Origin of the sequence: Sphingomonas sp. (assembly GCF_036731925.1) — a bacterium.
Taxonomy (GTDB): Bacteria; Pseudomonadota; Alphaproteobacteria; order Sphingomonadales; family Sphingomonadaceae; genus Sphingomonas.
The window spans coordinates 759313-786291 of the sequence record NZ_DAINDJ010000002.1 but is presented as its reverse complement, the minus strand read 5'-3'; the positions used below and the strand labels follow the sequence as shown (position 1 = coordinate 786291).

At 67.4% G+C, this 26979-nt stretch carries 28 protein-coding genes; 14 read left to right on the top strand and 14 right to left on the bottom strand.

Annotation, left to right across the window (positions count from 1 at the left end; genetic code table 11):
* Nucleotides 1-108: 108 nt before the first annotated feature.
* The gene (locus tag V7E00_RS13185; protein ID WP_333573097.1) at nt 109-732 is read right to left on the bottom strand and encodes a DNA-3-methyladenine glycosylase family protein; all 624 of its coding nucleotides are present in this window, start codon (nt 730-732) and stop codon (nt 109-111) included.
* 63 nt (nt 733-795) lie between these two features.
* On the opposite strand from V7E00_RS13185, the gene V7E00_RS13180 reads away from it, so the two are divergent.
* Complete coding sequence (locus V7E00_RS13180) at nt 796-1113, top strand: 2Fe-2S iron-sulfur cluster-binding protein (protein ID WP_333573096.1); 318 nt, start codon at nt 796-798, stop codon at nt 1111-1113.
* A gap of 21 nt (nt 1114-1134) precedes the next feature.
* On the opposite strand, the gene V7E00_RS13175 is transcribed toward V7E00_RS13180, so the two are convergent.
* Nucleotides 1135-2022: a glycoside hydrolase family 16 protein gene (locus V7E00_RS13175; protein WP_333573095.1), complete on the bottom strand. Its 888-nt coding sequence runs from the start codon at nt 2020-2022 to the stop codon at nt 1135-1137.
* Nucleotides 2022-2558 (bottom strand): translation initiation factor IF-3, encoded by a 537-nt coding sequence (gene infC, locus V7E00_RS13170; protein WP_029623153.1) that lies wholly within the window; start codon nt 2556-2558, stop codon nt 2022-2024. Before infC ends, V7E00_RS13175 begins: the two co-directional genes overlap by 1 nt.
* Before the next feature lie 224 nt (nt 2559-2782).
* Here infC and V7E00_RS13165 point away from each other — a divergent pair, with 224 nt between their 5' ends.
* On the top strand, nt 2783-3475 hold the full coding sequence (locus V7E00_RS13165; protein ID WP_333573094.1) for a hypothetical protein: 693 nt from the start codon (nt 2783-2785) through the stop codon (nt 3473-3475).
* Nucleotides 3476-3523: 48 nt separating this feature from the next.
* On the opposite strand, the gene thrS is transcribed toward V7E00_RS13165, so the two are convergent.
* Nucleotides 3524-5524, bottom strand: coding sequence for a threonine--tRNA ligase (gene thrS / locus V7E00_RS13160; protein WP_333573864.1), 2001 nt, complete (start codon nt 5522-5524; stop codon nt 3524-3526).
* 150 nt (nt 5525-5674) lie between these two features.
* Between thrS and V7E00_RS13155 the strand changes: the two genes are divergently transcribed.
* Nucleotides 5675-6031, top strand: coding sequence for a VOC family protein (locus V7E00_RS13155; protein ID WP_333573093.1), 357 nt, complete (start codon nt 5675-5677; stop codon nt 6029-6031).
* Nucleotides 6032-6059: 28 nt separating this feature from the next.
* Here V7E00_RS13155 and V7E00_RS13150 read toward each other — a convergent pair whose 3' ends face one another.
* Nucleotides 6060-6602: an MAPEG family protein gene (locus V7E00_RS13150; protein WP_333573092.1), complete on the bottom strand. Its 543-nt coding sequence runs from the start codon at nt 6600-6602 to the stop codon at nt 6060-6062.
* A gap of 22 nt (nt 6603-6624) precedes the next feature.
* Nucleotides 6625-7014 carry a pyridoxal-phosphate dependent enzyme gene (locus V7E00_RS13145; protein ID WP_333573863.1) on the bottom strand — a complete coding sequence of 130 codons (390 nt, stop codon included), beginning with the start codon at nt 7012-7014 and terminating at the stop codon, nt 6625-6627.
* A gap of 282 nt (nt 7015-7296) precedes the next feature.
* Between V7E00_RS13145 and V7E00_RS13140 the strand changes: the two genes are divergently transcribed.
* Nucleotides 7297-8223 (top strand): hypothetical protein, encoded by a 927-nt coding sequence (locus V7E00_RS13140; RefSeq protein ID WP_333573091.1) that lies wholly within the window; start codon nt 7297-7299, stop codon nt 8221-8223.
* 90 nt (nt 8224-8313) lie between these two features.
* Here the strand turns inward: V7E00_RS13140 and V7E00_RS13135 are convergent, their stop codons facing one another.
* Complete coding sequence (locus V7E00_RS13135) at nt 8314-9132, bottom strand: LD-carboxypeptidase (protein ID WP_333573090.1); 819 nt, start codon at nt 9130-9132, stop codon at nt 8314-8316.
* 39 nt (nt 9133-9171) lie between these two features.
* On the opposite strand from V7E00_RS13135, the gene V7E00_RS13130 reads away from it, so the two are divergent.
* From V7E00_RS13130 to V7E00_RS13115, 4 genes are all read left to right on the top strand, one after another.
* Nucleotides 9172-10566, top strand: a complete 1395-nt coding sequence (locus V7E00_RS13130; protein WP_333573089.1) for a UDP-N-acetylmuramate--L-alanine ligase — start codon at nt 9172-9174, stop codon at nt 10564-10566.
* Between the two features lie 78 nt (nt 10567-10644).
* The gene (locus V7E00_RS13125; RefSeq protein WP_333573088.1) at nt 10645-11061 is read left to right on the top strand and encodes a hypothetical protein; all 417 of its coding nucleotides are present in this window, start codon (nt 10645-10647) and stop codon (nt 11059-11061) included.
* Nucleotides 11058-11267 (top strand): helix-turn-helix transcriptional regulator, encoded by a 210-nt coding sequence (locus V7E00_RS13120; RefSeq protein WP_333573087.1) that lies wholly within the window; start codon nt 11058-11060, stop codon nt 11265-11267. The genes V7E00_RS13125 and V7E00_RS13120 overlap by 4 nt, the downstream gene beginning before the upstream one ends.
* On the top strand, nt 11264-12211 hold the full coding sequence (locus tag V7E00_RS13115) for an alpha/beta fold hydrolase (RefSeq protein WP_333573086.1): 948 nt from the start codon (nt 11264-11266) through the stop codon (nt 12209-12211). Before V7E00_RS13120 ends, V7E00_RS13115 begins: the two co-directional genes overlap by 4 nt.
* 30 nt (nt 12212-12241) lie before the next feature.
* Here V7E00_RS13115 and V7E00_RS13110 read toward each other — a convergent pair whose 3' ends face one another.
* Together V7E00_RS13110 and V7E00_RS13105 are read right to left on the bottom strand one after the other, a co-directional pair.
* Entirely contained in the window at nt 12242-12466 is a 225-nt protein-coding gene (locus tag V7E00_RS13110) for a hypothetical protein (RefSeq protein WP_333573085.1), read from the bottom strand.
* A 10-nt stretch (nt 12467-12476) separates the two neighbouring features.
* A complete protein-coding gene (locus V7E00_RS13105; protein WP_443019211.1) occupies nt 12477-13523 on the bottom strand; it encodes a glycerophosphodiester phosphodiesterase in 1047 nt (348 codons plus the stop codon).
* A gap of 78 nt (nt 13524-13601) precedes the next feature.
* On the opposite strand from V7E00_RS13105, the gene V7E00_RS13100 reads away from it, so the two are divergent.
* Nucleotides 13602-14513, top strand: a complete 912-nt coding sequence (locus tag V7E00_RS13100) for an XdhC family protein (RefSeq protein WP_333573083.1) — start codon at nt 13602-13604, stop codon at nt 14511-14513.
* Nucleotides 14500-15114 carry an NTP transferase domain-containing protein gene (locus V7E00_RS13095; protein ID WP_333573082.1) on the top strand — a complete coding sequence of 205 codons (615 nt, stop codon included), beginning with the start codon at nt 14500-14502 and terminating at the stop codon, nt 15112-15114. The genes V7E00_RS13100 and V7E00_RS13095 overlap by 14 nt, the downstream gene beginning before the upstream one ends.
* On the opposite strand, the gene V7E00_RS13090 is transcribed toward V7E00_RS13095, so the two are convergent.
* From V7E00_RS13090 to V7E00_RS13075, 4 genes are read right to left on the bottom strand one after another with little or no spacing between them, the layout of a single operon-like run.
* Nucleotides 15083-16282 carry an ABC transporter permease gene (locus tag V7E00_RS13090; protein ID WP_333573081.1) on the bottom strand — a complete coding sequence of 400 codons (1200 nt, stop codon included), beginning with the start codon at nt 16280-16282 and terminating at the stop codon, nt 15083-15085. The two genes, V7E00_RS13095 and V7E00_RS13090, sit on opposite strands and share 32 nt — an antisense overlap.
* Nucleotides 16283-16285: 3 nt before the next feature.
* Nucleotides 16286-16996: an ABC transporter ATP-binding protein gene (locus V7E00_RS13085; protein WP_333573080.1), complete on the bottom strand. Its 711-nt coding sequence runs from the start codon at nt 16994-16996 to the stop codon at nt 16286-16288.
* 1 nt (nt 16997) lies between these two features.
* Complete coding sequence (locus tag V7E00_RS13080; protein WP_333573079.1) at nt 16998-18320, bottom strand: efflux RND transporter periplasmic adaptor subunit; 1323 nt, start codon at nt 18318-18320, stop codon at nt 16998-17000.
* A complete protein-coding gene (locus V7E00_RS13075) occupies nt 18310-19791 on the bottom strand; it encodes an efflux transporter outer membrane subunit (RefSeq protein WP_333573078.1) in 1482 nt (493 codons plus the stop codon). The genes V7E00_RS13080 and V7E00_RS13075 overlap by 11 nt, the downstream gene beginning before the upstream one ends.
* Before the next feature lie 135 nt (nt 19792-19926).
* On the opposite strand from V7E00_RS13075, the gene acs reads away from it, so the two are divergent.
* From acs to V7E00_RS13060, 3 genes are all read left to right on the top strand, one after another.
* Entirely contained in the window at nt 19927-21864 is a 1938-nt protein-coding gene (gene acs / locus V7E00_RS13070; protein ID WP_333573077.1) for an acetate--CoA ligase, read from the top strand.
* Between the two features lie 138 nt (nt 21865-22002).
* Complete coding sequence (locus V7E00_RS13065; RefSeq protein WP_333573076.1) at nt 22003-24033, top strand: M13 family metallopeptidase; 2031 nt, start codon at nt 22003-22005, stop codon at nt 24031-24033.
* 191 nt (nt 24034-24224) lie between these two features.
* On the top strand, nt 24225-24359 hold the full coding sequence (locus V7E00_RS13060; protein WP_333573075.1) for a hypothetical protein: 135 nt from the start codon (nt 24225-24227) through the stop codon (nt 24357-24359).
* A 94-nt stretch (nt 24360-24453) separates the two neighbouring features.
* On the opposite strand, the gene V7E00_RS13055 is transcribed toward V7E00_RS13060, so the two are convergent.
* Entirely contained in the window at nt 24454-26247 is a 1794-nt protein-coding gene (locus V7E00_RS13055) for a peptide MFS transporter (protein WP_333573074.1), read from the bottom strand.
* Nucleotides 26248-26374: 127 nt separating this feature from the next.
* Between V7E00_RS13055 and V7E00_RS13050 the strand changes: the two genes are divergently transcribed.
* Nucleotides 26375-26956 (top strand): nitroreductase family protein, encoded by a 582-nt coding sequence (locus V7E00_RS13050; RefSeq protein WP_333573073.1) that lies wholly within the window; start codon nt 26375-26377, stop codon nt 26954-26956.
* Nucleotides 26957-26979: the final 23 nt, after the last annotated feature.

Genomic DNA, 26979 nt, shown 5'->3' with positions numbered 1-26979 from the left:
AGTTCGCGGGTACGCGCTTTCCGATCGACGTTGGCAGGGCGCCGCAGAGCCCTTCCTTTGTCAGACTGTCCTCACCGGCAGGAGCAAGCGCCCGGCCCGGGGAGATGCTCAAATCGCACTTTTCACCATCCCGTAATGGTGCCAGGCGAAGATCGCCGCGGCGCCTCGATGCGGTCGCCAGGCTTCGGACCAGTCGCGGGTCAGCTTCTCGCTCGGGCGTTCGGGGTGGCCCAGAATGCGGCCGATCTCGATCTGCACCGCCAGGTCTCCGGCGGGCCAAATGTCCGGCCGGCCCTCGGCGAACAGCAGGTAGATCTCTGCCGACCAGCGGCCGATGCCCTTGATACGGGTAAGCGCCGCGATCGCTTCCTCGTCGTCGTCGGGCAGGGCGGCCAAGTCCAGCGTGCCGCTGGTCACCTCCTCGGCGAGGCTGCGGGCATAGCCGATCTTCTGGCGCGAAAGACCGGCGCCGCGCAGCAGCTCGTCGCTGGCCGCGGCCAGCAGCGCGGGATCCTCCGCATCGCCGAGGGCCGCGTCGAGTTTGTTCCACACTGCGGTGGCCGCGGCGACGCTCACCTGCTGCCCCACGATCGTGCGCAGCAGCGTGGCATAGCCGCGCGACCGGATGCGCGGCTCGGGATAGCCGGCGCGCTCCAATGCGGTGGCGAAGGCAGGTTCGATCGCAGCCAATGCGTCGATCGACCCCTTCAGCTGGTCGGCGGTCAAGCCCATGGATTGCTTCCTTGAAACGGGTGCGGTTCACCGGCATGGACGCGGCGAACCAAGGAGATGCAGATGCCCCAGCTTACGGTCGTGACGCGTGACGGAACCGAACGCACGGTAACCGGCGAGGCCGGTCTCAGCGTGATGGAAGTGATTCGCGACAATGGCTTTGACGAGCTGCTGGCGCTGTGTGGCGGCTGCTGCAGCTGCGCCACCTGCCATGTGCATGTCGACCCGGACTTTGCGGACAAACTGCCGAAGATGAGCATGGACGAGGATGATCTGCTCGACAGCACCAGCGATCGCGACGCCACTTCGCGGCTTTCGTGCCAAATCCCGTTCACCGATGCGCTGGACGGCATGCGCGTACGGATCGCTGCCGAGGATTGAGCTGGTCGAGGGGCGGGCAGGCTACCGCCCCTTCGCCTGGTCCGCGGTTTGCCAGACGCGGACATAGTCGATCTCCATCCGCGACGGGAAGGCTGCGGGGTCGATTCCCTGCATGCCGCCCCAGCCGCCGACGGCGACGTTGAGCAGCAGATATTGCGGCTTGTCGAACGGCCAGGTGGCGGGATCGCCGCGATGGTCGTTGTCGAAGCGCATATTGGCTTGGCCGTCCACGCCGATCAGGATGCGGTCCTTGCTCCAATCGAGCTGGTAGCTGTGGAAGGCCGTGCAGGCGTCGGCCACCTGCGTGGTGGCGCCCTTCTGGGTGTGCTGTGCGTGGTTGTAGGCGCCGGTATGGATGGTGCCGTGAATCGTTTGCGGATCCCAGCCGACCATCTCCATCACGTCGATTTCGCCCAGGTGCGGCCAGCCGGCCTTGTTGTCGGTGCCGAGCAGCCAGATTGCCGGCCATAGCCCCTTGCCGCAAGCTAGCTTGGCGCGGACCTCGACAAAGCCATAGGTCCAGCTCGCCAGGCCGCGGGTGAGGAGGCGGGCGGCGCTATAGTCCTGCCCGCCATAGTCAGGCTGGCTGGAGAGGCGCTCGCGGCGTGCCTCGATCACCAGGCGGCCATTTTCGATCCGCGCATTCTCTGCGCGGTTGGCAGCGTAATATTGCAGTTCCTGGTTGTACCAGCCCTCGCGGTTGCGGGACGTGTCGTAGGACCAGCGTTTCGGATCGGGCAGACGGCCGGATTCGAATTCATCCGCCCACACGAGTCGCGCGCCTTTCGGCACGGCGATCGATTCGCTGGTGGCGGCGGGAACGGGAGGCAACGCGGCGGTCTGCGCGACCGCCGCTGCCGGCAGGAACCAGGCGGCGGCGGCCGCAATTGCAAGCCGCCGCGAACACATCACTTGGGCGAGAGCACCATCAGCATCTGACGGCCTTCCATGCGCGGATAGCTCTCCACCTTGGCCACTTCCGCCGCATCCTGCTGGACGCGCTGGAGAAGTTGCATGCCGAGCTGGCCATGCGAAAGCTCACGACCGCGGAAGCGCAGGGTGATCTTCACCTTGTCGCCTTCGCCAATGAACTTCAGCACGTTGCGCATCTTCACATCGTAATCGTGATCGTCGATGTTCGGACGCATCTTGATCTCTTTGATCTCCTGCGTCTTCTGGGTCTTGCGTGCGAGGTTCGCCTTCTTCTGCGCCTCGTACTTGAACTTGCCCACATCGAGGAACTTGGCGACGGGCGGATCGGCGTTGGGCGACACTTCGACGAGGTCGAGACCGACCTCGGCTGCCTGCGCCATCGCCTCGCGCGTGTACATCACGCCAAGGTTTTCGCCGTCCTGGTCGATCACGCGAACCTTGGGCGACTGGATGAATTCGTTAAACCGCGGCCCGTTCAGCGGCATCGCGGGCGCCATCGGGCGCCGGGGCATGGGAGAACGTATAAGACTGGCTCCTGTAGTTAGTCAGCGCCCTATATAGACAATTCCATGCCCGGAGAGAAGGTCCCCCGCGCGCCATTTCGCAGCGATGTTGCGCGGCAAGTGCAGCATTCGCGCGTAAAAACCCTGCAAGCTCCGCCATCTACCTGATCCGGCGGCTATAATGGCGGGAATGCCGGCGGACATTTCCGGGTGCCGGCGATGCGGGGAATGACATGCAGCACCTGTTTCGTGTGGCGGCGAGTTTTGCTGCCTTTGTTCTTGCCGGTCATGCGCTGGCGCAGGCGGATGCCGGCCATCAGGGTACGGTGAGCGTCGGCGTGACCGCCGGCTCGCTCGGCGTGGGGCCGGAAATCGGCTATCGGCTGGACCAGCATGTCGGCGTTCGCGCCAATGGCGGCTTTCTCGGCGTGGACCACAGCTTCAGCTCCGGCGGCCTTGACTATGACGGCCATGCCAAGCTTTCGTCGGTGGGCGCGATCGTCGATCTCTATCCATTCGGCGGCGGCTTCCGCATCTCGGCGGGCGCGCGCTATAACGGTACCGACGGCAATGTGCGTGCGACGCCGAACGGCCCCACCAGGATCGGCAGCCTGGTCTTCACGCCCGAACAGATCGGCACGATCACCGGCCGCGCCGATCTGCGCGAATTCGCACCGCAGCTGACGCTCGGCTATGGCGGCAAGCTGCGCAAGGGGCTGGTGTTCACCGCCGAGGCCGGCGCCCTGTTCCAAGGCGCAGTGCGGATCCGCGACTTCACCTCGAACGGCACGCTGGCGACCGACCCGACGATCGCGGGCACGACCTACCGCAACGAACTCGCCAAGCAGCGCCAGAAGCTGCAGGATTCGGCGAACGACTATCAGGTCTACCCGATCCTGCAGGTCGGGCTGAAGTACCGCTTCTGAAGGGAGCGGGCGGCACCCATCGGTGCCGCCCGCAGCCCTTCTTCCAGATCAACCGGCTGCGGCGAGATCCGGCGCCAACGCCTCGGCCTTAAGGCGCGCGATCGCCTCGTCCAGCGTCAGCATGGTCTGGCCCTGGCTGCCGAGGACGCGGAGCGCCACGGTGCTCTCCTCCGCCTCGCGCTTGCCGACCACCAGCAGGTTCGGCACCTTGGCCATCGAGTGTTCGCGCACCTTGTAGTTGATCTTCTCGTTGCGCAGGTCGCTTTCGACGCGGATGCCCGCCGCCTGGAGCTTCGCCACCACCTCGCGGGCATAGTCGTCCGCATCGGACACGATCGTCGCGACCACCGCCTGCACCGGCGCGAGCCAGGTCGGCAGCTTGCCGGCGAAATGCTCGATCAGGATGCCGATGAATCGCTCGTACGAGCCAAAGATCGCGCGGTGGAGCATCACCGGCCGGTGGCGCTCGCCATCCTCGCCGACATAGGACGCATCGAGCCGCTCGGGCAGCACCCGGTCCGACTGGATGGTGCCGACCTGCCAGGTGCGGCCGATCGCGTCGGTAAGGTGCCATTCCAGCTTCGGCGCGTAGAAGGCGCCTTCGCCGGGCAGCTCCTCCCAGCCATATTCGGGCGTGGCAAGGCCGGCGGCGACCACGGCGTCGCGCAGCTCGTTCTCGGCCTGGTCCCACATCTCCTCGGTGCCGAAGCGCTTTTCCGGGCGCAGCGCCAGCTTGATCGCATAGGTAAAGCCGAAATGCTTGTAGACCTGGTCGGCGAGCGCGCAGAACGCCTTCACCTCGTCGACGATCTGGTCCTCGCGGCAGAAGATATGGCCGTCGTCCTGGGTGAACTGGCGGACGCGCATCAGCCCGTGCAGCGCGCCGTGCGGCTCGTTGCGGTGGCAGCAGCCATTCTCGACCAGCCGCATCGGCAGGTCGCGATACGACTTGATGCCCTGCTTGAAGATCAGCACGTGCGCCGGGCAGTTCATCGGCTTGAGCGCCATCCACTGGACGTCGTCCGACACCATCGGGCCCTCGTCCTCGATGTTCGGGGTCTCGTCGGGGATGACGAACATGTTCTGGCGATACTTGCCCCAGTGGCCGGACTGCTCCCACTGGCGCGCATCCATCACCTGCGGGGTCTTCACTTCCTTGCTGCCTGCGCCGTTGACCGCGCGGCGCATATAGTCCTCGAGCACGCGGTAGATGACATAGCCGTTGGGGTGCCAGAACACCGAGCCATGCGCCTCCTGCTGGAGGTGGAACAGGTCCATCTCCGCGCCGAGCTTGCGGTGGTCGCGCTTGGCGGCCTCTTCCAGGCGCGTCAGATGCTCCTGCAGCTGCTTCTTGTTCAGCCAGCCGGTACCGTAGATGCGGCTGAGCATCGCGTTCTTCTGGTCGCCGCGCCAATAGGCGCCCGACACGCGGGTCAGCTTGAACGCATCCGCCGCGACCTTGCCGGTGGAGGCGAGGTGCGGGCCGCGGCACATGTCAAGCCAGGCGTCCTCGCCCTTGCCGGCGCGGTACACGGTCAGCTCCTCGCCCTCGGGCAGTTCCTTGGCCCATTCGGCCTTGAAGGTCTCGCCTTGCGCGGTCCAGCGCGCGATCAGGTCGGCGCGCGACCAGACTTCGCGGATCAGCGGCTCGTCGCGCGCGATGATGCGGCGCATCTCCTCCTCGATCGCCGGCAGGTCCTCCTCGGTGAAGGGGCGGTCCTTGGGGGCGAAGTCATAGTAGAAGCCGTCGTCGGTCGACGGGCCGAAGGTGATCTGCGTGCCGGGGAACAGGTGCTGCACCGCTTCGGCGAGGATATGCGCATAGTCGTGACGCGCGAGCTCGAGCGCGTCGGCCTCGTCCTTGGCGGTGACGAGCGCGAGTTGCGCGTCGCCCTCGAACGGACGGCCGATGTCGCGCAGCTCGCCGTCGACGCGGGCGGCGAGCGCCGCCTTGGCGAGGCCGGGGCCGATCGCCGCGGCGATGTCCGCCGGGGTAGTCCCCGGGGCTACCTCGCGGACGGAACCGTCGGGCAGCGTAATGCGGAACATCTCGGACACGGGAAGAACCCCTTTCATGGGTGTGGAACGGAGCGCGGCTTATGCCCGCGCGGGGCCGATATAGGCAAGGCTTTGGCAAATGGGCAGGGGCGGGAGGATTTCGGGGTGGTGTGGAGGGCGCCGCGGGCATAGCCTGCGGGCATGGACGCCAGCCACGACATCGTCGCCATCCTGCCCTGCCGCGACCTCGACGCGAGCACCGCCTTCTACCGCCGCCTGGGGCTGGAGGTGGCCAGTGATTACGGCCACTACCGCATCCTGGAAGACGACCGCGGCTGGCACCTGCACCTGCGGCACGAGGCGAACACGCCCCAGGCGCCGGACAACCCCTTCGGGCTGTACCTCTATGTCGAGGATGTCGACGCGGTGGCGGCCCGGGTGCGCGAAGCGATCATCCAGCCCGGCACGCCGCATGCGATGCCCTGGGGCACGTACGAGTTCGCGGTGTCGGACCCCGATGGCGCGCTGGTGCGGGTGGGGCGGGTGCTCCAGGATTGAGCGCCGCGCTTTAATGACAGCGATCCAGCTATCCGAACAGCGCGGTCACATTGGCGAGCGCCGCAGCCAAGAGCGCGAGTACGCTCGGATAGAAGGTCAGCGCGAAGCCAAAGGCGCGCCCGCTGGCGCCACGTTTGTAGCCCCTCCAAAACAGCAGCCGTCCGAGGGCGAACAGACAGGCCAGCGCGGCGATCAGCGGCGTTGATCCTTCAAAGGTCGCGGCGACGATCAGGTGCGTGACCATCGCCAGCACGGCCTGCTCGAAGCTGTTTTCGAGGACGGCGTTGGCGATCCGGACCTGCTCGGAGGCTTGGTGTCCGCCGCTGCCGCCGATGTCCTGTTCGGAGAAGAAGCGCAACCGGGCGACATTCGCGATCCCTACGGCGACCCACAAGATGACGAGCAGGTCGATCCGTAGAGCGTCCTGGAGGCGCTGCGGAAATGGCGGCGCACTCCGGTGGTGCGTTACGAACGCCACCAGCCCGAGCACGAGGATCGTGAGCAGCAATGCGCTCGCCATGCCGATCGCCACGCCGCGCTGCTCTGCCTTGAATGCTCGCTCGTCGGCCATGCCTGCGCATCCTCCTGCGGGGTCAGATCTCCGCAGTCGTCAACGCACCAAACACCTCCCGATACGCAAACAGCCCCGGCACGCCGCCGGTCATGACGTACAGCACCGCCTCGCCCGGCCGGAATGTGCCGCCGCGGATCGCCGCGAGCAGCCCGGCGAACGCCTTGCCGCTATAGACGGGGTCGAGCAGCAGGCCCTCGGTGCGGGCGAGCAGTTCCACCGCTTCGCGCATCGCCAGCGTGGGGATGCCATAGCCTTCGCCCAGCTGGCTGCCGTCGATCACCACCTCCGCCGCCGTCACGCTGCCCGGCAGGGCGTTGGCGGCGAGCGTCGCCTGGGCCAGCGCCAGCGTCTCGGCATGGCCGCGCTCGGGGGTGGCGAGGACGACGTAGGACTGGACGTGCCTCTCGATCCTCGCCGGTGCCCACTATGCCCGGCACAATGTCGCCGCACCCCGTGATAGCGGGCATTCCCGGCGAACGCCTCGCCTGCCGCCGTCGTCAAACATGCCTATACCGCGTATTACGAGGGTCTGGAGGGCGCGCGCGGGCTGATCGGTGGCAAGCTGGGCTATGGATCTCCGACTATATCGATCGCAGCATTGACGTGACCCGTTTCACGGGCGCTGCGCGCGGAGGACGTGCCGTCGGTCCGCTCGCTTTACCGCTGAAGGCGTAGCCAGTAGATCCGCGTCATGCGCCTTTCCCGACCCGCCCTCCTTCTGGCCCTGGCGCTCGCCGCCTGCGGCGGTGCCGCACCGGAGGCGCCTGCCGGCAGTGCAGCCCGCGGCGCTGTCGCCGCGCCGGTCGCCATGTCGCAAGGCACCGGCGTGGAGGATGGTTATGCCGCCTGTCGGGAGCGCGCTGCCGGCAGGGCTCCCGGGCTGATCGCCTGCGCCGATTCCGCGGTCGCTGCGGCCGGACAGAAGTTCGACAGCGCGGAAGCCGCCGCTGCCTTCCGCGCCGCGCTTGCGAAACTGGGCGACGAGGCGGCAGAGTCGGGCGGGACGGCGGCGCAGGTGACCTTCGCCCACGCCGCCGTGCAAGCGGCGCGGCAGCGTGCGTTGCTCCTCTCCGGCAGTGCCCATGGCACGGCCCCCGCCGTCCAGGCCGGGGAGCCCGGCGGCGCCTGGGCGACGAGCCGTGCGATCAGCTGCCGTGAACATCCGGTGCCGCAATGCGCCGCGCGCTACGACGCGCTGCTTTCGCTGCTGCGGACGCAAGCTGCGAGGGAACCGGCAACAACGCACCCCGCGCCCGCCAAGGACCTGCCGCTGCCCAGCTGCGACGAGATCAAGGCGGGCGGCGAAGTGGGCGAGGCGCTCGCCGATACCTTCTATGCCCGCTATCCGAAGTCGCTGGCCGGCGAGGCCAGTGTGGAGCAGGTCGCACTCGATCCAGCGGCGCTCGACAATGTTGTCCGCTATCTGGTCTGCGTGGCCGGCGCGACGCAATATGATCCCGTGGTGGCGGAAAACGGCCTCGCGCTGTTCGCCAGCAAGCTTCACGGCGTTGCGGCTCGGCGCAGGCTTTCGGCGCTTGCGCATAGCGGCGATCCCGCGGCGGGTGCGGCGCGCCGGCTCGACGCGCAGATCACCGGCCATCTGCAGGAGTCGCGCTGAAGGCTTCTGCCAGCTGTCCGCTCGATCGGGACATGCGGGCGGGTGGTGCTACCGTGCCGTGGCGCACGCGCAGCGCCAGGAATTCTGAGCTCATGCGACGCCGAACGGCACGACGTGGTTGGTCGATATGTGCCCGATCGCGCAGCGGCCGAGATAGGGGACACCCATCTCCCTGCACCAGCGGACGATCATCTCGTCCACCGTCTCGCCGAAGGGCGGGTCGTTCTCGGCGATTGCGGTCACCGCGCCGAGGCGGATACCGGCGATGCCCTTGAGCTGCTCGGCATGCGCGACATTGAACAGCATCCGGTCGATCCGGTAGAGCGGTTCGTCCACCTCCTCGATCATCAGCACATGGTCGGTAAGGTCGGGCAGATACTTGCTGCCGATCAGCGACGTCAGGATCGCCAGGTTGAACGCGGCGGCGGGGCGGCCGTCGGCCAAGGACGGGTCCAGCCCGCGGCGGTCGCGCTCGATCAGCCATCCCAGCGCCCAACCGGTATCCACCCCCGCATCATTCTTGCCGATGCTGCTCGCCATCGAGGCATGGACCGGATGGCCGATGCCGCGGGCGTAGAGCGCGCCGAGCAGGAAGCCCATGTCGGAGAAGCCCATATAGGTCTTGCGCCGCGCCGCCTCGCCCAGATGCGGCATCACCGCGTCGAGGATGCGGTTCGAGCCATAGCCGCCGCGCGCGAACCAGATCGCGTCGATCGTCGGATCGTTGGCGAACTCCAGGAATGCCGCCGCACGCTCGGCATCGGTGCCGGCGAAATGGCCCGCCGAGAGATAGCATTGCGGGTGGAACACCACCTCGTGCTCCGGGTAGGTGAGCGCCATGAACGCCGCCATGCGGGCAGACGATTCCCGGGTGACTGGCCGCGCCGGCGCGACGACTCCGATCCGCATATGCTTGTATGGTCTCCTCGCTTCGCCGATAGCGTGCCCATGCAGCATGGCAAAGCAACCTTCTTCGTAGGAATCGGCGGTTCGGGGATGATGCCGCTGGCGATGATCCTCGCCGGCCGCGGCGCCCGGGTCTCGGGTTCGGACCGCAGCCTCGACGGCGGGCGGCTGGCCTCCAAGTTCGACTGGCTACGCAGCCGCGGCGTCGACCTGTTCCCGCAGGACGGCAGCGGCGTGCAGTCGGCCGAGCAGGTGGTGGTCGCCTCCGCCGCGATCGAGCCGACCGTGCCGGATATGGTGCGCGCGGCCGAACTGGGTTGCGCGCGGATGTCCCGGGCCGAGCTGCTGGCGAGCCTGTTCAACGCTTCCCCGCTGCCGATCGGCGTGGCGGGGACGAGCGGCAAGTCCACCGTGACGGGGATGATCGGCTGGATCCTCCATGCCTGCGGGCGTGATCCCACGGTGATGAACGGCGCGGTGATGAAGAATTTCGCCACGCCGGACGCGCCCTTCGCCAGCGCGCTGGTGGGGGCGGGGGACGCGTTCGTCAGCGAGGTGGACGAGAGCGACGGCTCGATCGCCAACTATTGGCCGCGGATCGCCGTGCTCAACAATGTCAGCCTCGACCACAAGTCGCTGGAGGAATTGCGGCTGCTGTTCGGCGCCTTTGCGGGCAAGGCGGCGACCACGGTGGTGAATGTCGGCGACGCCGAAAGTGCCGCACTGGCGATGGGGCTGGATCGCGGGCGAACGATCACCTTCGCCGTCGACGGCGACGCAGACCTGATAGCGCGGAACCTGGCGCCGGAGGCCTTTGCGATCGGCTTCGACCTGGTGATGGGCGAGACCGTGCGGCGGGTGCGGCTGCAGGTGCCGGGGCGGCACAATGTCGCCAATGCGCTGGCGGCGATCGGCGCGGCAACGGCGGCGGGCGTGTCGCTGGAGGACGCATGCGCGGCGGTTGAGGGCTTTACCGGGCTGCGGCGGCGGTTCGAGCTGGTCGGCGAAGCGGGCGGCGTGTCGGTGATCGACGATTTCGGGCACAACCCGGACAAGATCGCGGCGACGCTGGATACGCTCCACGCCTTTCCGGGACGGTTGCTGCTGCTGTTCCAGCCGCATGGCTATGGCCCGCTCAAGGTGATGCGGCGCGAGCTGGTCGCGATGTTCGCGACGAAGCTTGGGGCGGAAGACCTGCTGGTGCTGCCGGACCCTGTCTATCAGGGGGGCACGGTAGCGCGCGAGGTGACCAGCGCAGACATCGTCACCGATGTCGCGGCGACCGGCGCGAGAGCCGTGCACGTCCCCAGCCGCGAGGCGGCGGCGGCGCATCTGGTGGCGCAGGCCCGGCCGGGCGACCGCATCGTGGTGATGGGCGCGCGCGACGACACGCTCAGCCAGCTTGCCGAGGACATGGTGGTACGGCTGCGGGGGTGATCGCCCCGTAAAGCAAGCTTGACATGTAAAGTGAGGTTGATGTAAAGCGTACTTGCCTTAGTAGCAAGGAAGCCTGACATGCAGCGTACTTCTCCCGCCGGCCGTCGCTATCTGAAGCGGTTCACGCCGACGATGCTTGCTTATGTGGGGGCGGTGATCGCATCGAGCGTGGCGGTAGATCGCCTGCACCCGACGGGCATCGCGCTGATTGCCTGGTCGATCCTGCCGGCGCTCCCGGTCCTCGCGATCCTGGTCGTCATCGGCTTGTACATCCACGAAGAAACGGACGAATATCTGCGCCTGCGGATCGTCTCGGCGATGCTGATCGGCATCGGCGTGGTGCTGGCCGTCTCGGTCGTGCTGGGCTTCCTGCAACTCTACCACGCGATCGGCCAGGTAGACGTGTTCTGGGCGTTCCCGATCTGGTGCGGCACCTGGGGCGCGGCACAGTGTCTGCTCGCGTGGCGAGACAAGATGTCCGGAGGCGAGGCGTGAACAACCGCCTCCGCGTGCTCCGCGCCGAACGCGCCTGGAGCCAGCAGGACCTTGCCGAACGGCTCGAGGTTTCGCGCCAGAGCGTCAATGCCATCGAGACCGGCCGCTACGATCCCTCGCTGCCGCTTGCCTTCAAGATCGCCGATTTGTTCGGCCTCGCGATCGAGGAAATCTTCGTCAATCCCGCAAAGGAGAAGGACCTATGAAGCGCCTGCTTGCCTGTGCCTGCCGTGATTCGCAGTTGCCCTGGGCCGCGATCCTGATCGCGCTGTTCGCGGCGAACGGCTCCTTCAACCACGCGCATGCGGCCCGAGCCGCTGCCGCCGCTCCCGTTGCCGACCCCGTTGTGCAGATGGAGCATATCTCGGTGCAGGTCGTCGGGCGCGGCAGCCCGGTATTCCTGATCCCCGGCCTGTCCAGCCCGCGCGCCACCTGGGGCGGCGTGGTGCCCGAGCTGGCCAAGAACCACCGCGTCTATCTGGTACAGGTCAACGGCTTTGGCGGCGACGAACCGGGCGGAAACCTGCAGCCGGGCATCCTCGACGGGATCGTCGGCGACCTCCACACGCTGATCACCAGCCGCAAGCTGGGGGCGGTGCCGGTGGTCGGTCATTCGATGGGTGGGCTGGTCTCGCTGATGCTGGCGCAGGCGCATCCGGGCGATGTGCAGAAGGCGCTGATCGTCGATGCACTGCCGTTCATCGGCACTCTCTTCGCGCCCGCCGCCACGACGGAATCGATCAAGCCCCAGGCCGAGATGATGCGCGCGCAGATGGTGAGCCTGTACGGCAAGCCTTTCCCCGACCAGGTTGGCCAAATGATCGCGCGGCAGAATGCGCTGAGGCCGGCGTCGCAGGCGCAGGTGGCCGGCTGGTCCGCCAAGGCCGACATGCGGGTCACCGGGCAGGCGCTCTACGAGGACATGACCACCGATCTGCGCCCGGCGCTGCCGAAGATCGCCGCGCCGATTACCGTGCTGGTCCCCTGGACCGACGCCCGCGGCGGCGAGCAGCAGGTGCTGGGCCTCTACCGCGCGCAATATGCCGGTGCGCCGAACGTGACGATCCGCGGCGTGGGCGACAGCGGGCACTTCATCATGCTCGATCAGCCGGCAGTGTTCGAGCGAGCGCTGATGACGTTCCTGGGATGAGCGATGCGAGGGGGCGGCATGCCCCCTCGTTCACCGCGGGTCGTTCTGGCAGCGCTCGGGATGCTTGCGGCATTCCTTTTCACGCCTGCGCATCTCGCGGCCGCGGTTGCGGTCCGCTTCGTCCTGGCTGGTGGTGGTCCAGTCGACCGCCTTGGCGCCGGCCTTGACCGGCAGCGTCACCACGTTGGCGGCGGTCCTTACCACGCATCCTTCCGCCAGCAGCGGCAGTACCAGCAGGGCGGGCAGGATACGCATGGGGCTTTCCTTACTTCGCGTCGGTTTCCAGGAAGCTATCCCGAGCCGGCACGCCGATGGAAGGAAAATCGGTGAAGAAACCGTCGATGCCGGCCTTCAGGAATGCGGTGATCTCCGCCTCCAGGCGACCGTGCACCGCCGGATCGGTGCCGGTGCGATAGCCCGGCATCAGGAAGAAGTTTTCGGCGCGGAAGGTCCAGGGGTGGAGCTTCAATCCTGCCGCATGCGCATCGGCGACCAGCGTGGAGGGCGTGCCGTCGGTGGCGAGGATCTGGGTCAGTTCCGGGCCGATGCCGGCGGCATAGGCGGCGATTGCCTTCAGCCCTTCGGGCGTCGCCATGTCCTTGTAGCTGGCAACCGCATGATCCGCAGGGCCCTGGCTGCCGGCCATCAGCTGGATTAGCGGCACCTTGGTCATGCTGTGGAGCTGCTTGAGGTTGTTCACCTCGAACGACTGGATGAACACCGGCGCATCGGCACGGTCCCAGCCCGCGGCTTTCAGCTTGGCGACGAGCCGCGCCTCGAGCGGCAGGCCGATCGAGGCGAAGTAGCTCGGGTGCTTGGTCTCGGGATAGATGCCGATCGTGCGGTGCAGCCGCGCCGATTCCTTCTTGGCCAGCGCGATGATCTCGTCGAGCGTCGGGATCGTCGCCTGGCCGTCATAGGCGGTGTTGCCCGGGCGGAGCTTGGGGAGGCGCTCCTTGGCGCGGAGCGTCTTGAGCTCCGCCAGGGTGAAATCCTCGGTGAACCAGCCGGTGAGTGCCTGGCCGTCGATCGTCTTGGTGGTCTTGCGGGCGGCGAACTCGGGATGCGCCGCGACATCCGTCGTATCCGTGATGTTGTTTTCGTGCCGCGCGACCAGCTCGCCGTCCTTGGTGGGGACGAGATCCGGCTCGATGAAATCGGCGCCGAGGTCGATCGCGCGCTGGTAGGAGAGCAGCGTGTGCTCCGGCCGTTCGCCGCTGGCGCCGCGATGGGCGATCACGACGATGCGGGGCATGGGCTTCTGCATGGGATGACCTTGTCCGAAAGCGAGGGCGGGCGCCAGCAGGGCCATCGCCAAAAGCATCCATCTCGTCACGAAACTCTCCTTCGGCTAGGCGGTTAGGCAGCGGATGTGACGGGAGCGAGACAAGTGGCCGATAACGACAGCGTACTGGCCGCCGCCGAGGCATGGCGCGGTGCGCGCATGGCGCTGGCGACGGTGGTGACCACCTGGGGATCGGCCCCGCGCCCGCGCGGCAGCCACCTGCTGGTGCACGAGGACGGGCGGTTCGAGGGCTCGGTCTCCGGCGGCTGCGTGGAGACCGACATCCTGCAGACCGCCGCGGAGGTGATCGCCGGCGCGCCGGCGGTGGTGAAGGACTATGGCGTCGCCGATGCGGCGGCCTGGGAAGTGGGGCTGCCCTGCGGCGGGCAGATCGCGGTGCTGGTCCAGCCGGTCGCCGCGCATGGCTTCCCGCCCGAACTGTTCGATGCGATCCGGGAAGCGCGGGCCGAGGGACGGCCGCTGGAGGTGGGAACCGACCTTGCCACGGGGCAGAGCGCCATCGGCACGGGCGGCTTCGTCCATCGCTACGATCCGCCGCGGCGCCTGCTGATCGTCGGGGCGGTGCAGATCGCGCAGGCGCTGGCCGGCCTCGCCCGCGAGCTGGGCATCGCGACCACGGTGATCGATCCGCGCGGGCGCTTCCTCACCCAGGAGCGGTTTCCGGGCGTTACGCTGGACGACCGCTGGCCGGACGAGGCGGTGACCGCGCATCGGCCCGATCCTGCGACCGCCGTGGTCACGCTGAGCCATGACCCGAAGATCGACGACGCGGCGCTGATCGCCGCACTGGCCCATCCTGCCGGCTATGTCGCCGCGCTGGGTTCGCGGCGCAGCCACTCGGCGCGGCTGGAACGTCTGGCGGCGGCGGGCGTCTCTTCGGAGGATCTCGCGCGGATCGAGGGGCCGGCCGGCCTGGCGATCGGCGCGATCGGTCCGTCGGAAATTGCCCTGTCCATCGCAGCCGCCATGGTGAAGACTTTCCATGCTGACACCTGAGAAGACCGCCCTCGTCCTGCTCGCTGCCGGCCGTTCCGAACGGTTCGGCGAAGGCGACAAGCTCGCCGAGGAATATCTTGGCCACCCGCTTGCCCTGCACGTGGTGACGGCACTGGAGAACATGCCGTTCCTGGCCCGCATCGCAGTGGTGTCGGACACGGTGATCGATTTCGCGGCGCGCGGATTTGCGGTCGTCGAGAACCGGGACGAGGACCAGGGCCAGGCGCGATCGGTGCGCCACGGCGTTGCGGCGGCGGAGGCGGCGGGCGCCGAAGCGGTGCTGATCGCGCTGGCCGACATGCCGCGAGTGACGGTGACGCACTGCTACCGGCTGTTCGATGCCTCGGACAACGGGGCGACGCTTGTCGCCTCCAGCGACGGCGTGCGGCCGATGCCGCCGGCGCTGATCGGCCGGGATCATTTCGCCGAGCTGTGCGCGCTGGAAGGCGATGCCGGGGCGCGGCAGCTGAGCCTGCGCGGCCACCACGTCATCACCCGTCCCGAGGAACTGGTCGACATCGACACGCGGCAGGACCTGGAAGACCTGCGCGAGCGCGAGGCGGCCGCGGCTATTCGTGCCGCAAGGCGTCGATCGGATTGAGCGCCGCCGCCCGGCGTGCCGGGAAGAAGCCGAACACGATCCCGATCAGCGCCGAAATCGCGAAGCTGAGCAAGTTGATCGACAGATCGAACTGGAAGGGCAGGTCGGCCAGCGTGGCCAAGCCCCAGGAGGCGAAGAAGGCGAGGCCGACGCCGATCAGGCCGCCCAGGCAGGAAAGTGCGACCGCCTCGACCAGGAACTGCAGCAGCACTTCCTTGCCCAGCGCGCCGATCGCGAGGCGGATACCGATCTCGCGGGTGCGCTCGGTTACCGATACCAGCATGATGTTCATGATGCCGATGCCGCCGACCAGCAGGCTCACCGCGGCGATCGCGGCGACGAACAGCGTCATCTGCTGCATCTGGTTCTGCACCGTCGAGGCGAATTCGGCGCTGTCGAAAATGTCGAAATTGTCCGGCTGGCCGGGGGTGAGGTGGCGGCGCTCGCGCAGCAGGCCGACCAGCGACTGCTTCACCGTTGCCGTGTCATAGCCCTGCGCCACGGCGATCTGGATCGCCAGCACGTTCTGGTTGCCGACGAAGCGGCGTTGCACGGTCTTGAGCGGCAGCACCACGGTGGAGTTGGGGTCGCTGAAGCCGGCATTGTCGCGCTTCTTCAGCACGCCGATCACTTCGCAGCTCACCGTGCCCAGGCGGAAGCGCTCGCCCACCGGATCCTCGTTGGCGAACAGGTTGGTGCGGATCGTGTCGCCGATCACGCAGACCGACTTGCCGGCGCTCTGCTCGGCTTCGGTGAAGCGGCGGCCGCCGGCGAATTCGAGATTCTGCGCGTCGAAATAGTCGTTGCTGGTGCCGGTGACCGAGGCGGTCCAGTTCTGCGCGTTGCGCACCGCCAGCGCCGAGGAGGACGCCTGCGGCGCCACTGCGCGAACACCGCTTACCTGCTGGCGGATGGCCAGGACATCGGCATTCTCGAAGCTCGGCGGGGCATTGCCGCCGCCGCGCCGGCCGCCGCTGGGGAAGACGGTGAGCGTGTTGCTGCCCAGCGAGCTGATCGAGGCCTGCACCGAAGCGGAGACGCCGTTGCCCAGCGTCACCATGGTGATGACCGCGGCGACGCCGATGATGATGCCCAGCGTCGTCAGGAACGAGCGCAGGATGTGGCGGCGGATCTCGCGCAGCGACAGGAGAAGGGTGGTGAACAGCATCGCTCAGGCCCCGCTGACGGCGCCGGCGGGGACCTCGGTCCGCTCCACCAGCCCGTCCTTGAAATGCACGATCGTCTTGGCGAAACTCGCCATTTCCGGTTCGTGGGTGACCATCAGCACGGTGATGCCCATGTCGGCATTCAGCCGCTGCAGCAGCTTCATGATCTCCACCGATCGTTCGCTGTCCAGGTTGCCGGTCGGCTCGTCGGCGAGCAGCACGTCGGGTTGCGTCACGATTGCGCGCGCGATGGCGACGCGCTGCTGCTGGCCGCCCGACAGTTCGGCGGGCGTATGGTCCGCCCAGCGATCGAGCCCGACCTGTTCCAGCGCGGCCATCGCCGCCTCGCGTCGCGCCTTGCGATGCTCGCCGCGATAGAGCAGCGGCAGCTCGACATTCTCCAGCGCCGTGGTGCGGGCGAGCAGGTTGAAGCCCTGGAACACGAAGCCGAGATAGCGGCGACGCAGATAGGCACGCTGGTCGCGGTCTAGCTGTTCGACATGCACGCCGCGGAACAGATAGCTGCCGCCGCTGGGCACATCGAGGCAGCCGAGGATGTTCATCGTCGTCGACTTGCCCGAACCCGAGGCTCCCATCACCGCCAGGAACGCGCCGGGTTCGATCGCGAGATCGACGCCCTTCAGCGCCTCGAACGCGGTCGGCCCCTCGCCGAACGTCTTGGTGATGCCCCGGAGCTGGATCAGCGGCTCGGCCATATCAGTTCTGGTCGTCCTTGGCGGGCTTGGCCGGCCCACTGGCTTGGACGCCGACGATCACCTTCATGCCCGGCGTCAGCTTGGCGCTGGTGACGGCGGTGCGGCTACCGTCGCTGGGGCCGGTGACGACCTCCACCTTTTCCGGCTTGCCGTCCTTGCCGACGACATAGACGGTCTGTTTGCTGCCGCGCCCGATCGCCTTCTCCTGATCCTTGCGGGGCGGGCCGAACTGGATGCCGCCGCCGGCCTTGGCGCCCCCCTGGTCGGGTGTGAAGCGCAGCGCGCCATTGGGGATCAGCAACGTGTTTTCGAGCTTCTCGACGCCGATCGTCGCGGTGGCGGTCATGCCCGGGCGCAGCGTCAGGTCTGGGTTGCTGACCGAGAGGACCGCCGCGTAGGAGACGACCTGGTTGGCGGTGGTGGTGCTGGTCGCGGCGCTGGTCGATGCGGTGGAGGCCGTCAGGTTCGAGCCGAGATCGACTCGCGTGATCTGCGCCGGGAAGGTGCGGCCAGGGAAGGCATCCACGGTGAAGCTGGCCGGCAGACCCACCTTGACCGCGCCGACATCGGCCTCGTCGATCGCGACCTCGAGCTTCATCTGGGTCAGGTCGCGCGCGATCACGAACATGGTTGGCGTGCTGAACGACGCGGCGACGGTCTGGCCCGCATCCACCTGACGGGCGAGCACCACGCCGTTCACGGGCGAGCGTATGATCGAGCGGGTTCGCTGGGTCTGGTTGGAGGAGAGCGACGCCTGGGCGGAGATGATGTTGGCCTGCGCCGAGCGTACGTTGGCGCGGGCGCGGGCCACGGCGGCACGGGCGGTGTCGAGTTCGGTCCTGGCCGGCACCTTGCCGCCCGAAAGCCGGCTGACCTCTTCCATGCGGCGCAGCTGCGCGGTGGATTCGTCCAGCGTCGCCTGCGCCTGCGCGACCGCCGCCTGGTTGGCAGCGAGCGTCGCGCGGCTCTGGGTGATCGCGTCGTCGAGGCGCGAGGGATCGATGATCGCGATCGGCTGGCCCTCGGTCACCCGGTCGTTGACGTCGACCAGCACCTTGAGGACGAGGCCGGAGATTTCCGAGCCCACCGTGACCTGCCGCGTCGGCGCAAGGCGGCCCGTGGCGGAGACGGTGACGGACAGTGCGCCCCTCTCGGCCGGCACGGTGATGTAGCTGGGCGGCGGCTTGGGGGCGAAGCAGCGCGAGACCAGCAGCCCCAGCGCCACCACGACCAGCGCGATGATGATCCAGCGCAGGTTCCGCCGCCACCAGGGGCGCCGCTTCGTGCCCAGAAAGGCGTTGAGGTCCTGAGGTTCACTGGCCATCGGTGGCGCTGCCTGTTCTTGGAGGGAGGGGCGGGATCGGCGCGGCTTCATCCCAGCCGCCGCCCAATGCGACATAGAGCTGGACCAGCGCCGTCGCCTGTTCGGATTCGGCCTGGGCAAGGCCGTTCTTCGCCGAAAGCAGCGTGCTTTCGGACTGGTTGAGCGTCGTGAAATCGGTCAGGCCCGAGCGATAGCGGAAGCGGGCGAGCAGCGCCTGGTTGCCGGCCGCTTCCAGTGCGGTGCGGAACTCCGCCTCACGGGTGCGCGCCGCCTGGAGTGCGACGATCGCGTTCTCGATCTCCTCCATCGCCTGCAGCACGCTGGCCTTGTAGGCATAGAAGGCGCCGTCCGCGCCGGCGCGGGCCGAACGGAGCTGGCTGCGCAGGCGGCCGGAATCGAAGATCGTCTGCGCGACATTGGCGAAGGCGCGGCCGGTGATCAGGTCGAGCAGCGAACCGAGCGAGCCACTGCCCGAACTGATGCTGCCGCCGAGGCTGAGGCGGGGATAGAGTTGCGCGCGCGAGACGCCGATCTGCGCGGTGGCGACGGCGAGGTTGCGTTCGGCGGCGCGCACGTCCGGCCGCTGACGCAGCGCGTCGGCAGGGATGCCGGCGGCGACGCTGGCGGGCCCGCGCGGAATCGGCTTCTGCGCCTCCAGCGCGCCGCGCAGGGCACCCGGGGCCTGGCCGGTGAGCACACCCAGCCGCGCGACATTGCCGGCATAGCTGCTTTCCAGCTGCGGGATGGTGGCGGCGGTTTGCGCACGCTGGGCGCGGGCCTGCTCGGCATCGAGCGAGGAGACGAGCCCCGCCTGCACGCGCCACTGCGCGATCTGGAGGTTCTCGTCCTGAATGGCGAGGCTCTCGCGCGCATTGGCCAGCTGCGCCTGGGCGAGCCGGGCCAGCACATAGTTGCGCGCAGTTTCCGATTCCACCGAGAGCAGCACCGCGGCCCGGTTGAACCCGGCCGCCGCGAAGTTCGCGCGGGCGCCGCGTACGCTGCTGCGCACGCCGCCGAACAGATCGGCCTGGTAGCTCGCGTCGAGCCCCAGCGAGAAGTTGCTGCTGCCGCCCTGCGAGAAGGAGCCGATCGTGCCGTCCGGCAGCTGGGTGGTGATGCTGCCGCCGCGGAGCGGCTCGTTGCGCGAATAGCCGGCGGATCCGCTGACGGAGGGAAGCAGCGCCGCGCGCGACTGGATCAGCGATTCCCGCGCCTGGCGGAGCCGGATTACCGCCTGGGCAATGTCGAGGTTCGCGGTCTGTGCCTGGCCGATCAGCTGGCCGAGTATCGGATCGTCGAACTTGTCCCACCAGCGCGACAGATCCTCGCGCGCCTGTTGCTGCGGATCGACCGAGAAACGATCCGGCAGGTCGATCGGCGCGGCGCTCTGTTGCGGGTGGGCGGAACCGGTGGAGCAGGCTGCCAGCGGCAGCGCCGCACAGAGCAACAAAGCAATCGCAGGTCGTGCCATGCCGTCTTATATGGCTGATACGCCTACGACGATCCACTAAAAAAACATCACGCTCCGAAACGATCTTGCGTGTGGGGGTGCCTTGCCTAGGCACCCCTTGCGCTCCTAGATGCTCGCCGACCAGGAGGGGTCTTGATGAGCGAGAATCTGTATCCGGTGCCGGAAAGCTGGGCGAGCACCGCCCGCGTCGATGCCGCAGCGTATGAACGTCTCCACGCCCAGTCTCTGTCCGATCCAGACGGGTTCTGGCTTGAGCAGGCCAAGCGGCTCGACTGGATCGTGCCGCCGCAGACCGCCGGCGACTGGTCGTTCGACGAGGCCGATTTCCGCATCCGCTGGTTCGCCGACGGCAAGCTCAACGTCGCCGCCAACTGCCTCGACCGCCATCTGGCGAGCCGCGGGGCCGAGACCGCGATCCTGTGGGAACCGGACGATCCCAAGGAAGACGCGCGCCGGATTACCTATCTGGAGCTCTATGAAGAGGTCTGCCGCTTCGCCAATGTGCTGAAGGCGGAAGGGGTGAAGAAGGGAGACCGCGTCACCGTCTACATGCCGATGATCCCCGAGGCCGCGGTGGCGTTGCTCGCCTGCGCGCGGATCGGCGCGGTGCATTCGGTGGTGTTCGGCGGCTTTTCCCCGGAAGCACTGGCCGGCCGCATCGTCGATTGCGACAGCCGCATCGTCATCACCGCCGACGAAGGCCGCCGCGGCGGCAAGCGCGTGCCGCTCAAGGCCAATGTCGACGCCGCGCAACGCCACGCGCCCGTTCTGGAAAAGGTGATCGTCGTCAAGGCGACCGGCGGCGACGTGCCGATGCAGCCCGGGCGCGACCTCTGGTATCACGAGGCGGCGGCGAAGGTTTCGGCCGACTGTCCGGCCGAGCCGATGGAGGCCGAGGATCCGCTGTTCATCCTCTACACCTCGGGATCGACCGGCAAGCCCAAGGGCGTGCTCCATTCCAGCGGCGGCTATCTGCTCTGGGCCGCCTACAGTCATGAAGTGGTGTTCGATTACCGGCCGGGCCAGATCTATTGGTGCGCGGCGGATATCGGCTGGGTCACGGGCCACAGCTATATCGTCTATGGGCCGCTGGCGAACGGCGGCACCACGCTGATGTTCGAAGGCGTGCCGACCTGGCCGGACGCCGGCCGGATGTGGCAGATCGTGGACCGGCACCAGGTGGAGATCCTCTACACCGCCCCCACGGCGTTGCGCGCGCTGATGAAGGAGGGCGATGGCTATGTCACGTCCACCAGCCGGAAGTCGCTGAAGCTGCTCGGGTCGGTCGGCGAGCCGATCAATCCGGAGGCATGGCGCTGGTATCATGACGTGGTGGGCGAGGGGCGCTGCCCGATCGTCGACACCTGGTGGCAGACCGAGACCGGCGGGCACATGATCACCCCGCTGCCAGGCGCTACCGCGCTCAAGCCGGGGTCGGCCTCGATGCCGTTCTTCGGGATCGAGCCGCAGCTGGTCGACGGCGACGGCAAGTTGCTGGAGGGGGCGACCGAGGGCAATCTCGTCATCGCGCGCAGCTGGCCGGGGCAGATGCGCACCGTGTGGGGCGATCACGAACGCTTCTTCCAGACCTATTTCACCACCTATCGCGGCAAGTATTTCACCGGCGACGGCTGCCGCCGTGATGCCGACGGCTATTACTGGATCACCGGCCGGGTGGACGACGTGATCAATGTCTCGGGCCACCGGATGGGCACCGCCGAGGTGGAGAGCGCACTGGTGCTGCACGACAAGGTGGCCGAGGCCGCGGTCGTCGGCATGCCGCACGACATCAAGGGGCAGGGCATCTATGCCTATGTGACGCTCAACGCCGGCGAGGAAGCAACCGACGGCTTGCGCAAGGAACTGCGTGATTGGGTGCGCACCGAGATCGGGCCGATCGCGACGCCCGACGCGATCCAGTTTGCCCCCGGCCTGCCCAAGACGCGCTCGGGCAAGATCATGCGCCGCATCCTGCGCAAGATCGCCGAGGGCGACGTGAGCAGCCTCGGCGATACCTCGACGCTGGCGGATCCTGCCGTGGTCGACGATCTGGTCGCCAATCGGGTGGGGTGATCCTTTCCCCTCCTCCCTCGCGTGCGGGAGGAGGGGTGCCCTTTCGATCCGTATCGCGTGTAACAAAATTCCATTGCAGCCCCCGAAGTGCGGCGTTACAGTTCGGTAACACACATCGAGGTGGGGGTTTCTAACATCATGAAATTGCGTCGTTCCTTGTTGTTGACCAGCGTCGCCGCGCTGCTCGTTTCCGCGCCCGCGCTGGCCCAGACCGGCAAGCCCAAATATGGCAGCTTCGGCGTTGATCTCACCGCCCAGCAGGCTGGCGTGAAGCCCGGCGACGACTTCTGGACCTTCGCGAACGGTGGCTGGGCGTCGCGCACCGAGATCGCGGCCGACCGCACCTCGGCAGGCCCGTTTGTCGACCTCGCGCTCGCGGCCGAGAACAATGTCCGCACGCTGCTCGACGACATGGCGAAGAACCCCGCTGCCTATGGCGCGAGCGGCAAGCAGATCGGCGATTTCTACGCCAGCTGGATGGACGAGGCCGGCATCGAAGCGCGGGGTACGGCGCCGCTGAAGCCGTATCTGGCGCGTATTGCCGGTGTGCAGGACAAGACGGCGCTGCAGGTGCTGTTCGCCAGCGTCGGCTATGCCACCCCGGTCGAGGTGGAAATCTCGCCCAGCCTGGCGGACCCGACCAAGTACACCGCAGCCGTCGGCCAGGGTGGCCTCGGCATGCCGCGCGACTATTTCCTGAACCAGGGCGCGAAGTTCGATGCGGCGCGGACTGCCTATCGGGCCTATATCCAGCAGATCCAGGAACTGGCCGGCATCCCCGACGCCGGCGCCAAGGCCGATGCGATCGTTGCGCTCGAGACCGCGATGGCCAAGGTCCAGTGGTCGCCCGAGCAGAGCCGCGATATCGCCAAGCTCAACGATCCGCAGACGATCGCGGGACTGAAGGCCAAGGCGCCTGAGTTCGACTGGGCGCTGATGCTGAAGACAGCGGGCCTGGAAAGCTCGCCGCAGATCCTGATGACGCAGAACACGGCGCTGATCGCGCTGGGCAAGCTGTTCGCCGAGACGCCGCTTGCCACCTGGAAGGACTATCTCGCCTATCGCTTCGTCAGCGATCACGCGACCTATCTGCCCAAGGCGTTCGACCAGGCGCGATTCGACTTCTACTCCAAGACCCTTTCCGGCGTGCAGGTGCAGCGCGAGCGCTGGAAGCGCGGCGTGCAGCTGGTGGGCGGTGCGCTCGGCGAGGCGGTCGGCAAGGCCTATGTTGCCAAATACTACCCGCCCGAATCCGAAAAGCAGATGGCGGAGCTGATCGAGAATCTGCGCGATTCCTATCGCGAGCGGATCGCGGCTTCGACCTGGATGGACGAGGCGACCCGCCAGGCCGCGCTTGCCAAGCTCGCCGCCTTCGAACCGCGCATCGGCCATCCCGAGAAGTATATCGACTATGCGTCGCTCAGCGTGGAGCGGGGCGACCTGCTCGGCAACGTGATGCGCTCGGGCGAATTCCAGCATCAGCTGGCGCTGTCGCGCTTCCCCAAGCCGGTCGATCGCAGCCTGTGGGCGATGACTCCGCAGACGGTGAACGCCTATTACAATCCGTTGTCGAACCAGATCACCTTCCCGGCGGCGATCCTGCAGCCGCCCTTCTTCGACCCCTATGCCGATCCGGCAGTCAATTACGGCGCGATCGGCGCGGTGATCGGCCACGAAATGGGCCATGGTTTCGACGACCAGGGCAGCATGTTCGGCCCGACCGGCAAGTTCGAGAATTGGTGGACGCCCAAGGCCAAGGCCGATTTCGCGGCGCGGACCACGGCGCTGGCCGGTCAGTACGACACGTACGAGCCGGTGCCCGGCACCAAGATCAACGGCAAGCTGACGCTGGGAGAGAATATCGGCGACCTCGGCGGCGTCGAGGCAGCCTATGGTGCCTATCAGAAGTATCAGGCCAAGCACGGCAAGGCGAAGACGGTCAGCGGGCTGACCGGCGACCAGCGCTTCTTCCTCGCCTATGCGCAGGCCTGGCGGGTGAAGGTGCGCGAGGATGCCCAGCGCCAGGCGCTGCTCACCGATCCGCATTCGCCGGCAACTGCGCGCGTGAACGGCATCGTCCGCAATGTCGATGCCTGGTACAAGGCGTTCGACATCAAGCCGGGCGACAAGCTGTACCTTGCGCCCGAGCAGCGCGTGCATATCTGGTAAGCACCACTCGTATTTATACGGAAAAGGCCCGGCGGCGACGCCGGGTCTTTTTGCTTTCTGGGAGGGAAAACGTTCGCACTTGCAGCGAGTGCAACTGTGGGGGAGGGGCTTTGCAGTTGCGGACTCAGGGCGCGACAACCAGATGCGGCGCCCGCGCTGCACTGCAGCAGCGCTGTACCCCGAGGTTTATCATGTTCTCGCTGATCGCGCTTTATTTCGCCCATCGTCGTCTGGCAGCCGAGGCCGCCCAGCCGGTCGCGGCGAATGGCGGCGACCGCGTGGCCGCCAACGAGCAGGATGCGCTGATCCTGCCGCTCGCGGCCTGACCGAGACTCGTTCGCCCACTCCCCCTCGGGCGAACGACAGGGGCGCCGCTGTCCCCCCATTTCCGCGGCGCCCCGTCCCTCTTTTCGACGGCGTTTACTTGACGCCGTGCATCCAGCGCTTGAGCGGCCAGCTGAGCAGCAGCAACAGCAGCCCGAGCCCGATCGCCCATTCCGAAATCAGCGTGAACACGCTGAGATAGGTGTCGAGGCTGACCTTCAGATTGGTTACCTGACCGCCCACCGTCTCGACGCTGGCGAACTGCGCGATCACACCCGCCACATATTGCGCGACCGAGATCGACAGGAACCACACGCCCATCATCATGCCGACGATCCGTGCGATCGACAGCTTGGTGATCATGCTGAGGCCCACCGGCGAGATGCACAGCTCGGCGAAGCTGTGGATGAAGTAGAGCCCGGCGATCCACCATACCGATACCTTAAAGCTGGTATCGGCCCATTGCGCGCCCCACACCAGGAACAGGAAGCCGCCGCCGACGGCGATCAGCGCGATGCCGAACTTCACCGGGATGCTCGGCTCCAGCCCGCGCTTGGCAAGCCCGGCCCACAGCATCGACATCAGTGGCGCGAGCAGCACGATGAACAGCGCGTTGAAGCTCTGCGTCTGGCCAGCGCTCATCGTGAACCAGCCGAAGATCGAGAGATCGGTGTTGCGATCGGCGAACAGGGTGAGCGACGAGCCCGCCTGCTCGAACAGCGTCCAGAAGACGACGTTGAAGACGATCAGCACCATCGCCGCCATCATCATCTGGAACTCGCGGCGATCGCCGGCGACGAACGACCAGATCAGGATCGCCGGTACGCCGATCAGGAAGGTGCCGAACAGCAGCTTGCCCATCAGCGACAGCGAAGCGACATAGCCGAGCAGGCCGGAGCCTGCGGGCGCGGGCTCCGCCGCCATCAGGTTGATGTAGAGCAGGTAGAAGAGCGGGATGACGCAGAGCGCACCGACATAGATCATCAGCTGCTGGCTGCGGCTGGCGGCCTTGGCCGGCGGTTCGCCGATACCGTTCAGCTTGCCGCCGTCGAGCTGGATCAACGCCCAGGAGCAGAGCATGCCGATCGCGGCCAGACCGAAGCCTGCCCACCAGCCGACCGCCACCGCCAGCCACGGGCATAGCGCCTGCGAGAGCATCGAGCCGAGATTGATGCCCATGTAGAAGATGGTGAAGCCGGCATCGCGGCGGCTGTCGCCCGGACGGTAGAGTTCGCCCACCATCGTCGAGATGTTCGGCTTGAAGAAGCCGTTGCCGACCGACACCATCGACAGCGCGATCAGCATCACCATCACGTAGAAGGGGCTGCGGTCGGCTTCCGATTGGAACCCGCCCTTGGCGATGGTGCGCACCGTCTGGCCGTTCTCGCTCAGCGTGATCGAGCCGTCGTCATTGCCCTTGATCAGTTGCTTGTGGCCCTGATCGAGCACATAGCGCTGCTCGCCCGCGGCAGTCTTCTCGATCGAGACTTCGTAGCGCTGGCCGTCGATCTTCGCATAGGGCGTGGCGGTCTGGCCGCCGAAGCACAGGACGAAATAGCCGATCGACATCAGGATGGCGCCGAACTTCACCGCCCGCTTCGAGCCGAGAAACTGGTCCGCCAGATAGCCGCCGATCAGCGGCGTTAGGTACACCAGCGCGGTGTAGCCGCCGTACAGGCCGGTCGCCTCGCGATCGCCGAACAGGAAGTGCTGGGTGAGATACAGCGTCAGCAGCGCCCGCATGCCGTAAAAGCCGAAGCGCTCCCACATTTCGGTGGAGAACAGGCGCGCCAGCTGGCGGGGGTGGCCGAACCAGGTCTTTTCGTCGGCGGGGTTTACGTGGGAGATATCCGGTTCTGCCGGGGAATCGGCAGTGGGTGTTTCGACCATGCAGGTGTCCTTGGAGTTGGGTGCCGGGCGCATGGGCCCGATGCATGGGGGCGCAGACTAGAGCCTGCATCGCCGGTGTAAAGCCGCGCGGCTTGGCGGCGGCGGGGTGGCGCCTTAGATGGCGGGCATGACCTTCAACGACCGCACCACCCCGCTCAGCCTTCTCCAGACCCGCCGTTCGGGCAAGCCGCGCGATCTGGCCGCGCCGGGGCCGCGCCCCGAGCAACTCGACCAGATGGTGGCGATCGCCGCGCGAACGCCGGACCACGGCAAGCTTGCGCCCTGGCGGTTCGTGATCGTGCCGGACGCGGCGCGCCCCGCGCTGGCGCTGAAGCTGGTCGAGATCCTGCGCGCCGAGAAGCCGGATGCGACCGCGCGCGACGAGGAGGCCGCGGCGCAGTTCGCCACCCAGGCGCCGGCGCTGGTGGTGGTGCTCTCCGCCCCCATCCAGCCGCACAAGGTGCCGTTGTGGGAGCAGGAGCTTTCGGCGGGGGCGGCCTGCATGAACCTGCTCCACGCTGCCCACGCGATGGGCTTTGCCGGCGGCTGGCTCACCGGCTGGCCCGCCTATTCAAGCGCCGTGCGCGATCTGTTCGGAAGCGAGGGACAGCGCATCGCCGGCTTCGTCTTCCTCGGCACCCCAGCGCGCCCGCTGGAAGAGCGGCCGCGCGGTGAACTGAGCCAGCTAGTCCATCGGTGGAATCCCTGAGTATGGACTCAAGGCCCCCATGC

What these genes read in the sequence shown, in the direction of transcription:
- V7E00_RS13155 (WP_333573093.1), top strand. Translation starts at nt 5,675, where the DNA reads ATGGACGCCAGCCACGACATCGTCGCCATCCTGCCCTGCCGCGACCTC.
- V7E00_RS13095 (WP_333573082.1), top strand. Translation starts at nt 14,500, where the DNA reads ATGCTGACACCTGAGAAGACCGCCCTCGTCCTGCTCGCTGCCGGCCGT.
- V7E00_RS13165 (WP_333573094.1), top strand. Translation starts at nt 2,783, where the DNA reads ATGCAGCACCTGTTTCGTGTGGCGGCGAGTTTTGCTGCCTTTGTTCTT.
- V7E00_RS13180 (WP_333573096.1), top strand. Translation starts at nt 796, where the DNA reads ATGCCCCAGCTTACGGTCGTGACGCGTGACGGAACCGAACGCACGGTA.
- acs (WP_333573077.1), top strand. Translation starts at nt 19,927, where the DNA reads ATGAGCGAGAATCTGTATCCGGTGCCGGAAAGCTGGGCGAGCACCGCC.
- V7E00_RS13080 (WP_333573079.1), bottom strand. Translation starts at nt 18,320, where the DNA reads ATGGCCAGTGAACCTCAGGACCTCAACGCCTTTCTGGGCACGAAGCGG.
- V7E00_RS13130 (WP_333573089.1), top strand. Translation starts at nt 9,172, where the DNA reads ATGCAGCATGGCAAAGCAACCTTCTTCGTAGGAATCGGCGGTTCGGGG.
- V7E00_RS13140 (WP_333573091.1), top strand. Translation starts at nt 7,297, where the DNA reads ATGCGCCTTTCCCGACCCGCCCTCCTTCTGGCCCTGGCGCTCGCCGCC.
- V7E00_RS13075 (WP_333573078.1), bottom strand. Translation starts at nt 19,791, where the DNA reads ATGGCACGACCTGCGATTGCTTTGTTGCTCTGTGCGGCGCTGCCGCTG.
- V7E00_RS13065 (WP_333573076.1), top strand. Translation starts at nt 22,003, where the DNA reads ATGAAATTGCGTCGTTCCTTGTTGTTGACCAGCGTCGCCGCGCTGCTC.
- V7E00_RS13185 (WP_333573097.1), bottom strand. Translation starts at nt 732, where the DNA reads ATGGGCTTGACCGCCGACCAGCTGAAGGGGTCGATCGACGCATTGGCT.
- V7E00_RS13060 (WP_333573075.1), top strand. Translation starts at nt 24,225, where the DNA reads ATGTTCTCGCTGATCGCGCTTTATTTCGCCCATCGTCGTCTGGCAGCC.
- V7E00_RS13115 (WP_333573086.1), top strand. Translation starts at nt 11,264, where the DNA reads ATGAAGCGCCTGCTTGCCTGTGCCTGCCGTGATTCGCAGTTGCCCTGG.
- V7E00_RS13085 (WP_333573080.1), bottom strand. Translation starts at nt 16,996, where the DNA reads ATGGCCGAGCCGCTGATCCAGCTCCGGGGCATCACCAAGACGTTCGGC.
- V7E00_RS13125 (WP_333573088.1), top strand. Translation starts at nt 10,645, where the DNA reads ATGCAGCGTACTTCTCCCGCCGGCCGTCGCTATCTGAAGCGGTTCACG.
- V7E00_RS13110 (WP_333573085.1), bottom strand. Translation starts at nt 12,466, where the DNA reads ATGCGTATCCTGCCCGCCCTGCTGGTACTGCCGCTGCTGGCGGAAGGA.
- V7E00_RS13150 (WP_333573092.1), bottom strand. Translation starts at nt 6,602, where the DNA reads ATGGCCGACGAGCGAGCATTCAAGGCAGAGCAGCGCGGCGTGGCGATC.
- V7E00_RS13055 (WP_333573074.1), bottom strand. Translation starts at nt 26,247, where the DNA reads ATGGTCGAAACACCCACTGCCGATTCCCCGGCAGAACCGGATATCTCC.
- V7E00_RS13090 (WP_333573081.1), bottom strand. Translation starts at nt 16,282, where the DNA reads ATGCTGTTCACCACCCTTCTCCTGTCGCTGCGCGAGATCCGCCGCCAC.
- thrS (WP_333573864.1), bottom strand. Translation starts at nt 5,524, where the DNA reads ATGTTCCGCATTACGCTGCCCGACGGTTCCGTCCGCGAGGTAGCCCCG.
- V7E00_RS13105 (WP_443019211.1), bottom strand. Translation starts at nt 13,523, where the DNA reads ATGGCCCTGCTGGCGCCCGCCCTCGCTTTCGGACAAGGTCATCCCATG.
- V7E00_RS13175 (WP_333573095.1), bottom strand. Translation starts at nt 2,022, where the DNA reads ATGTGTTCGCGGCGGCTTGCAATTGCGGCCGCCGCCGCCTGGTTCCTG.
- V7E00_RS13135 (WP_333573090.1), bottom strand. Translation starts at nt 9,132, where the DNA reads ATGCGGATCGGAGTCGTCGCGCCGGCGCGGCCAGTCACCCGGGAATCG.
- infC (WP_029623153.1), bottom strand. Translation starts at nt 2,558, where the DNA reads ATGCCCCGGCGCCCGATGGCGCCCGCGATGCCGCTGAACGGGCCGCGG.
- V7E00_RS13050 (WP_333573073.1), top strand. Translation starts at nt 26,375, where the DNA reads ATGACCTTCAACGACCGCACCACCCCGCTCAGCCTTCTCCAGACCCGC.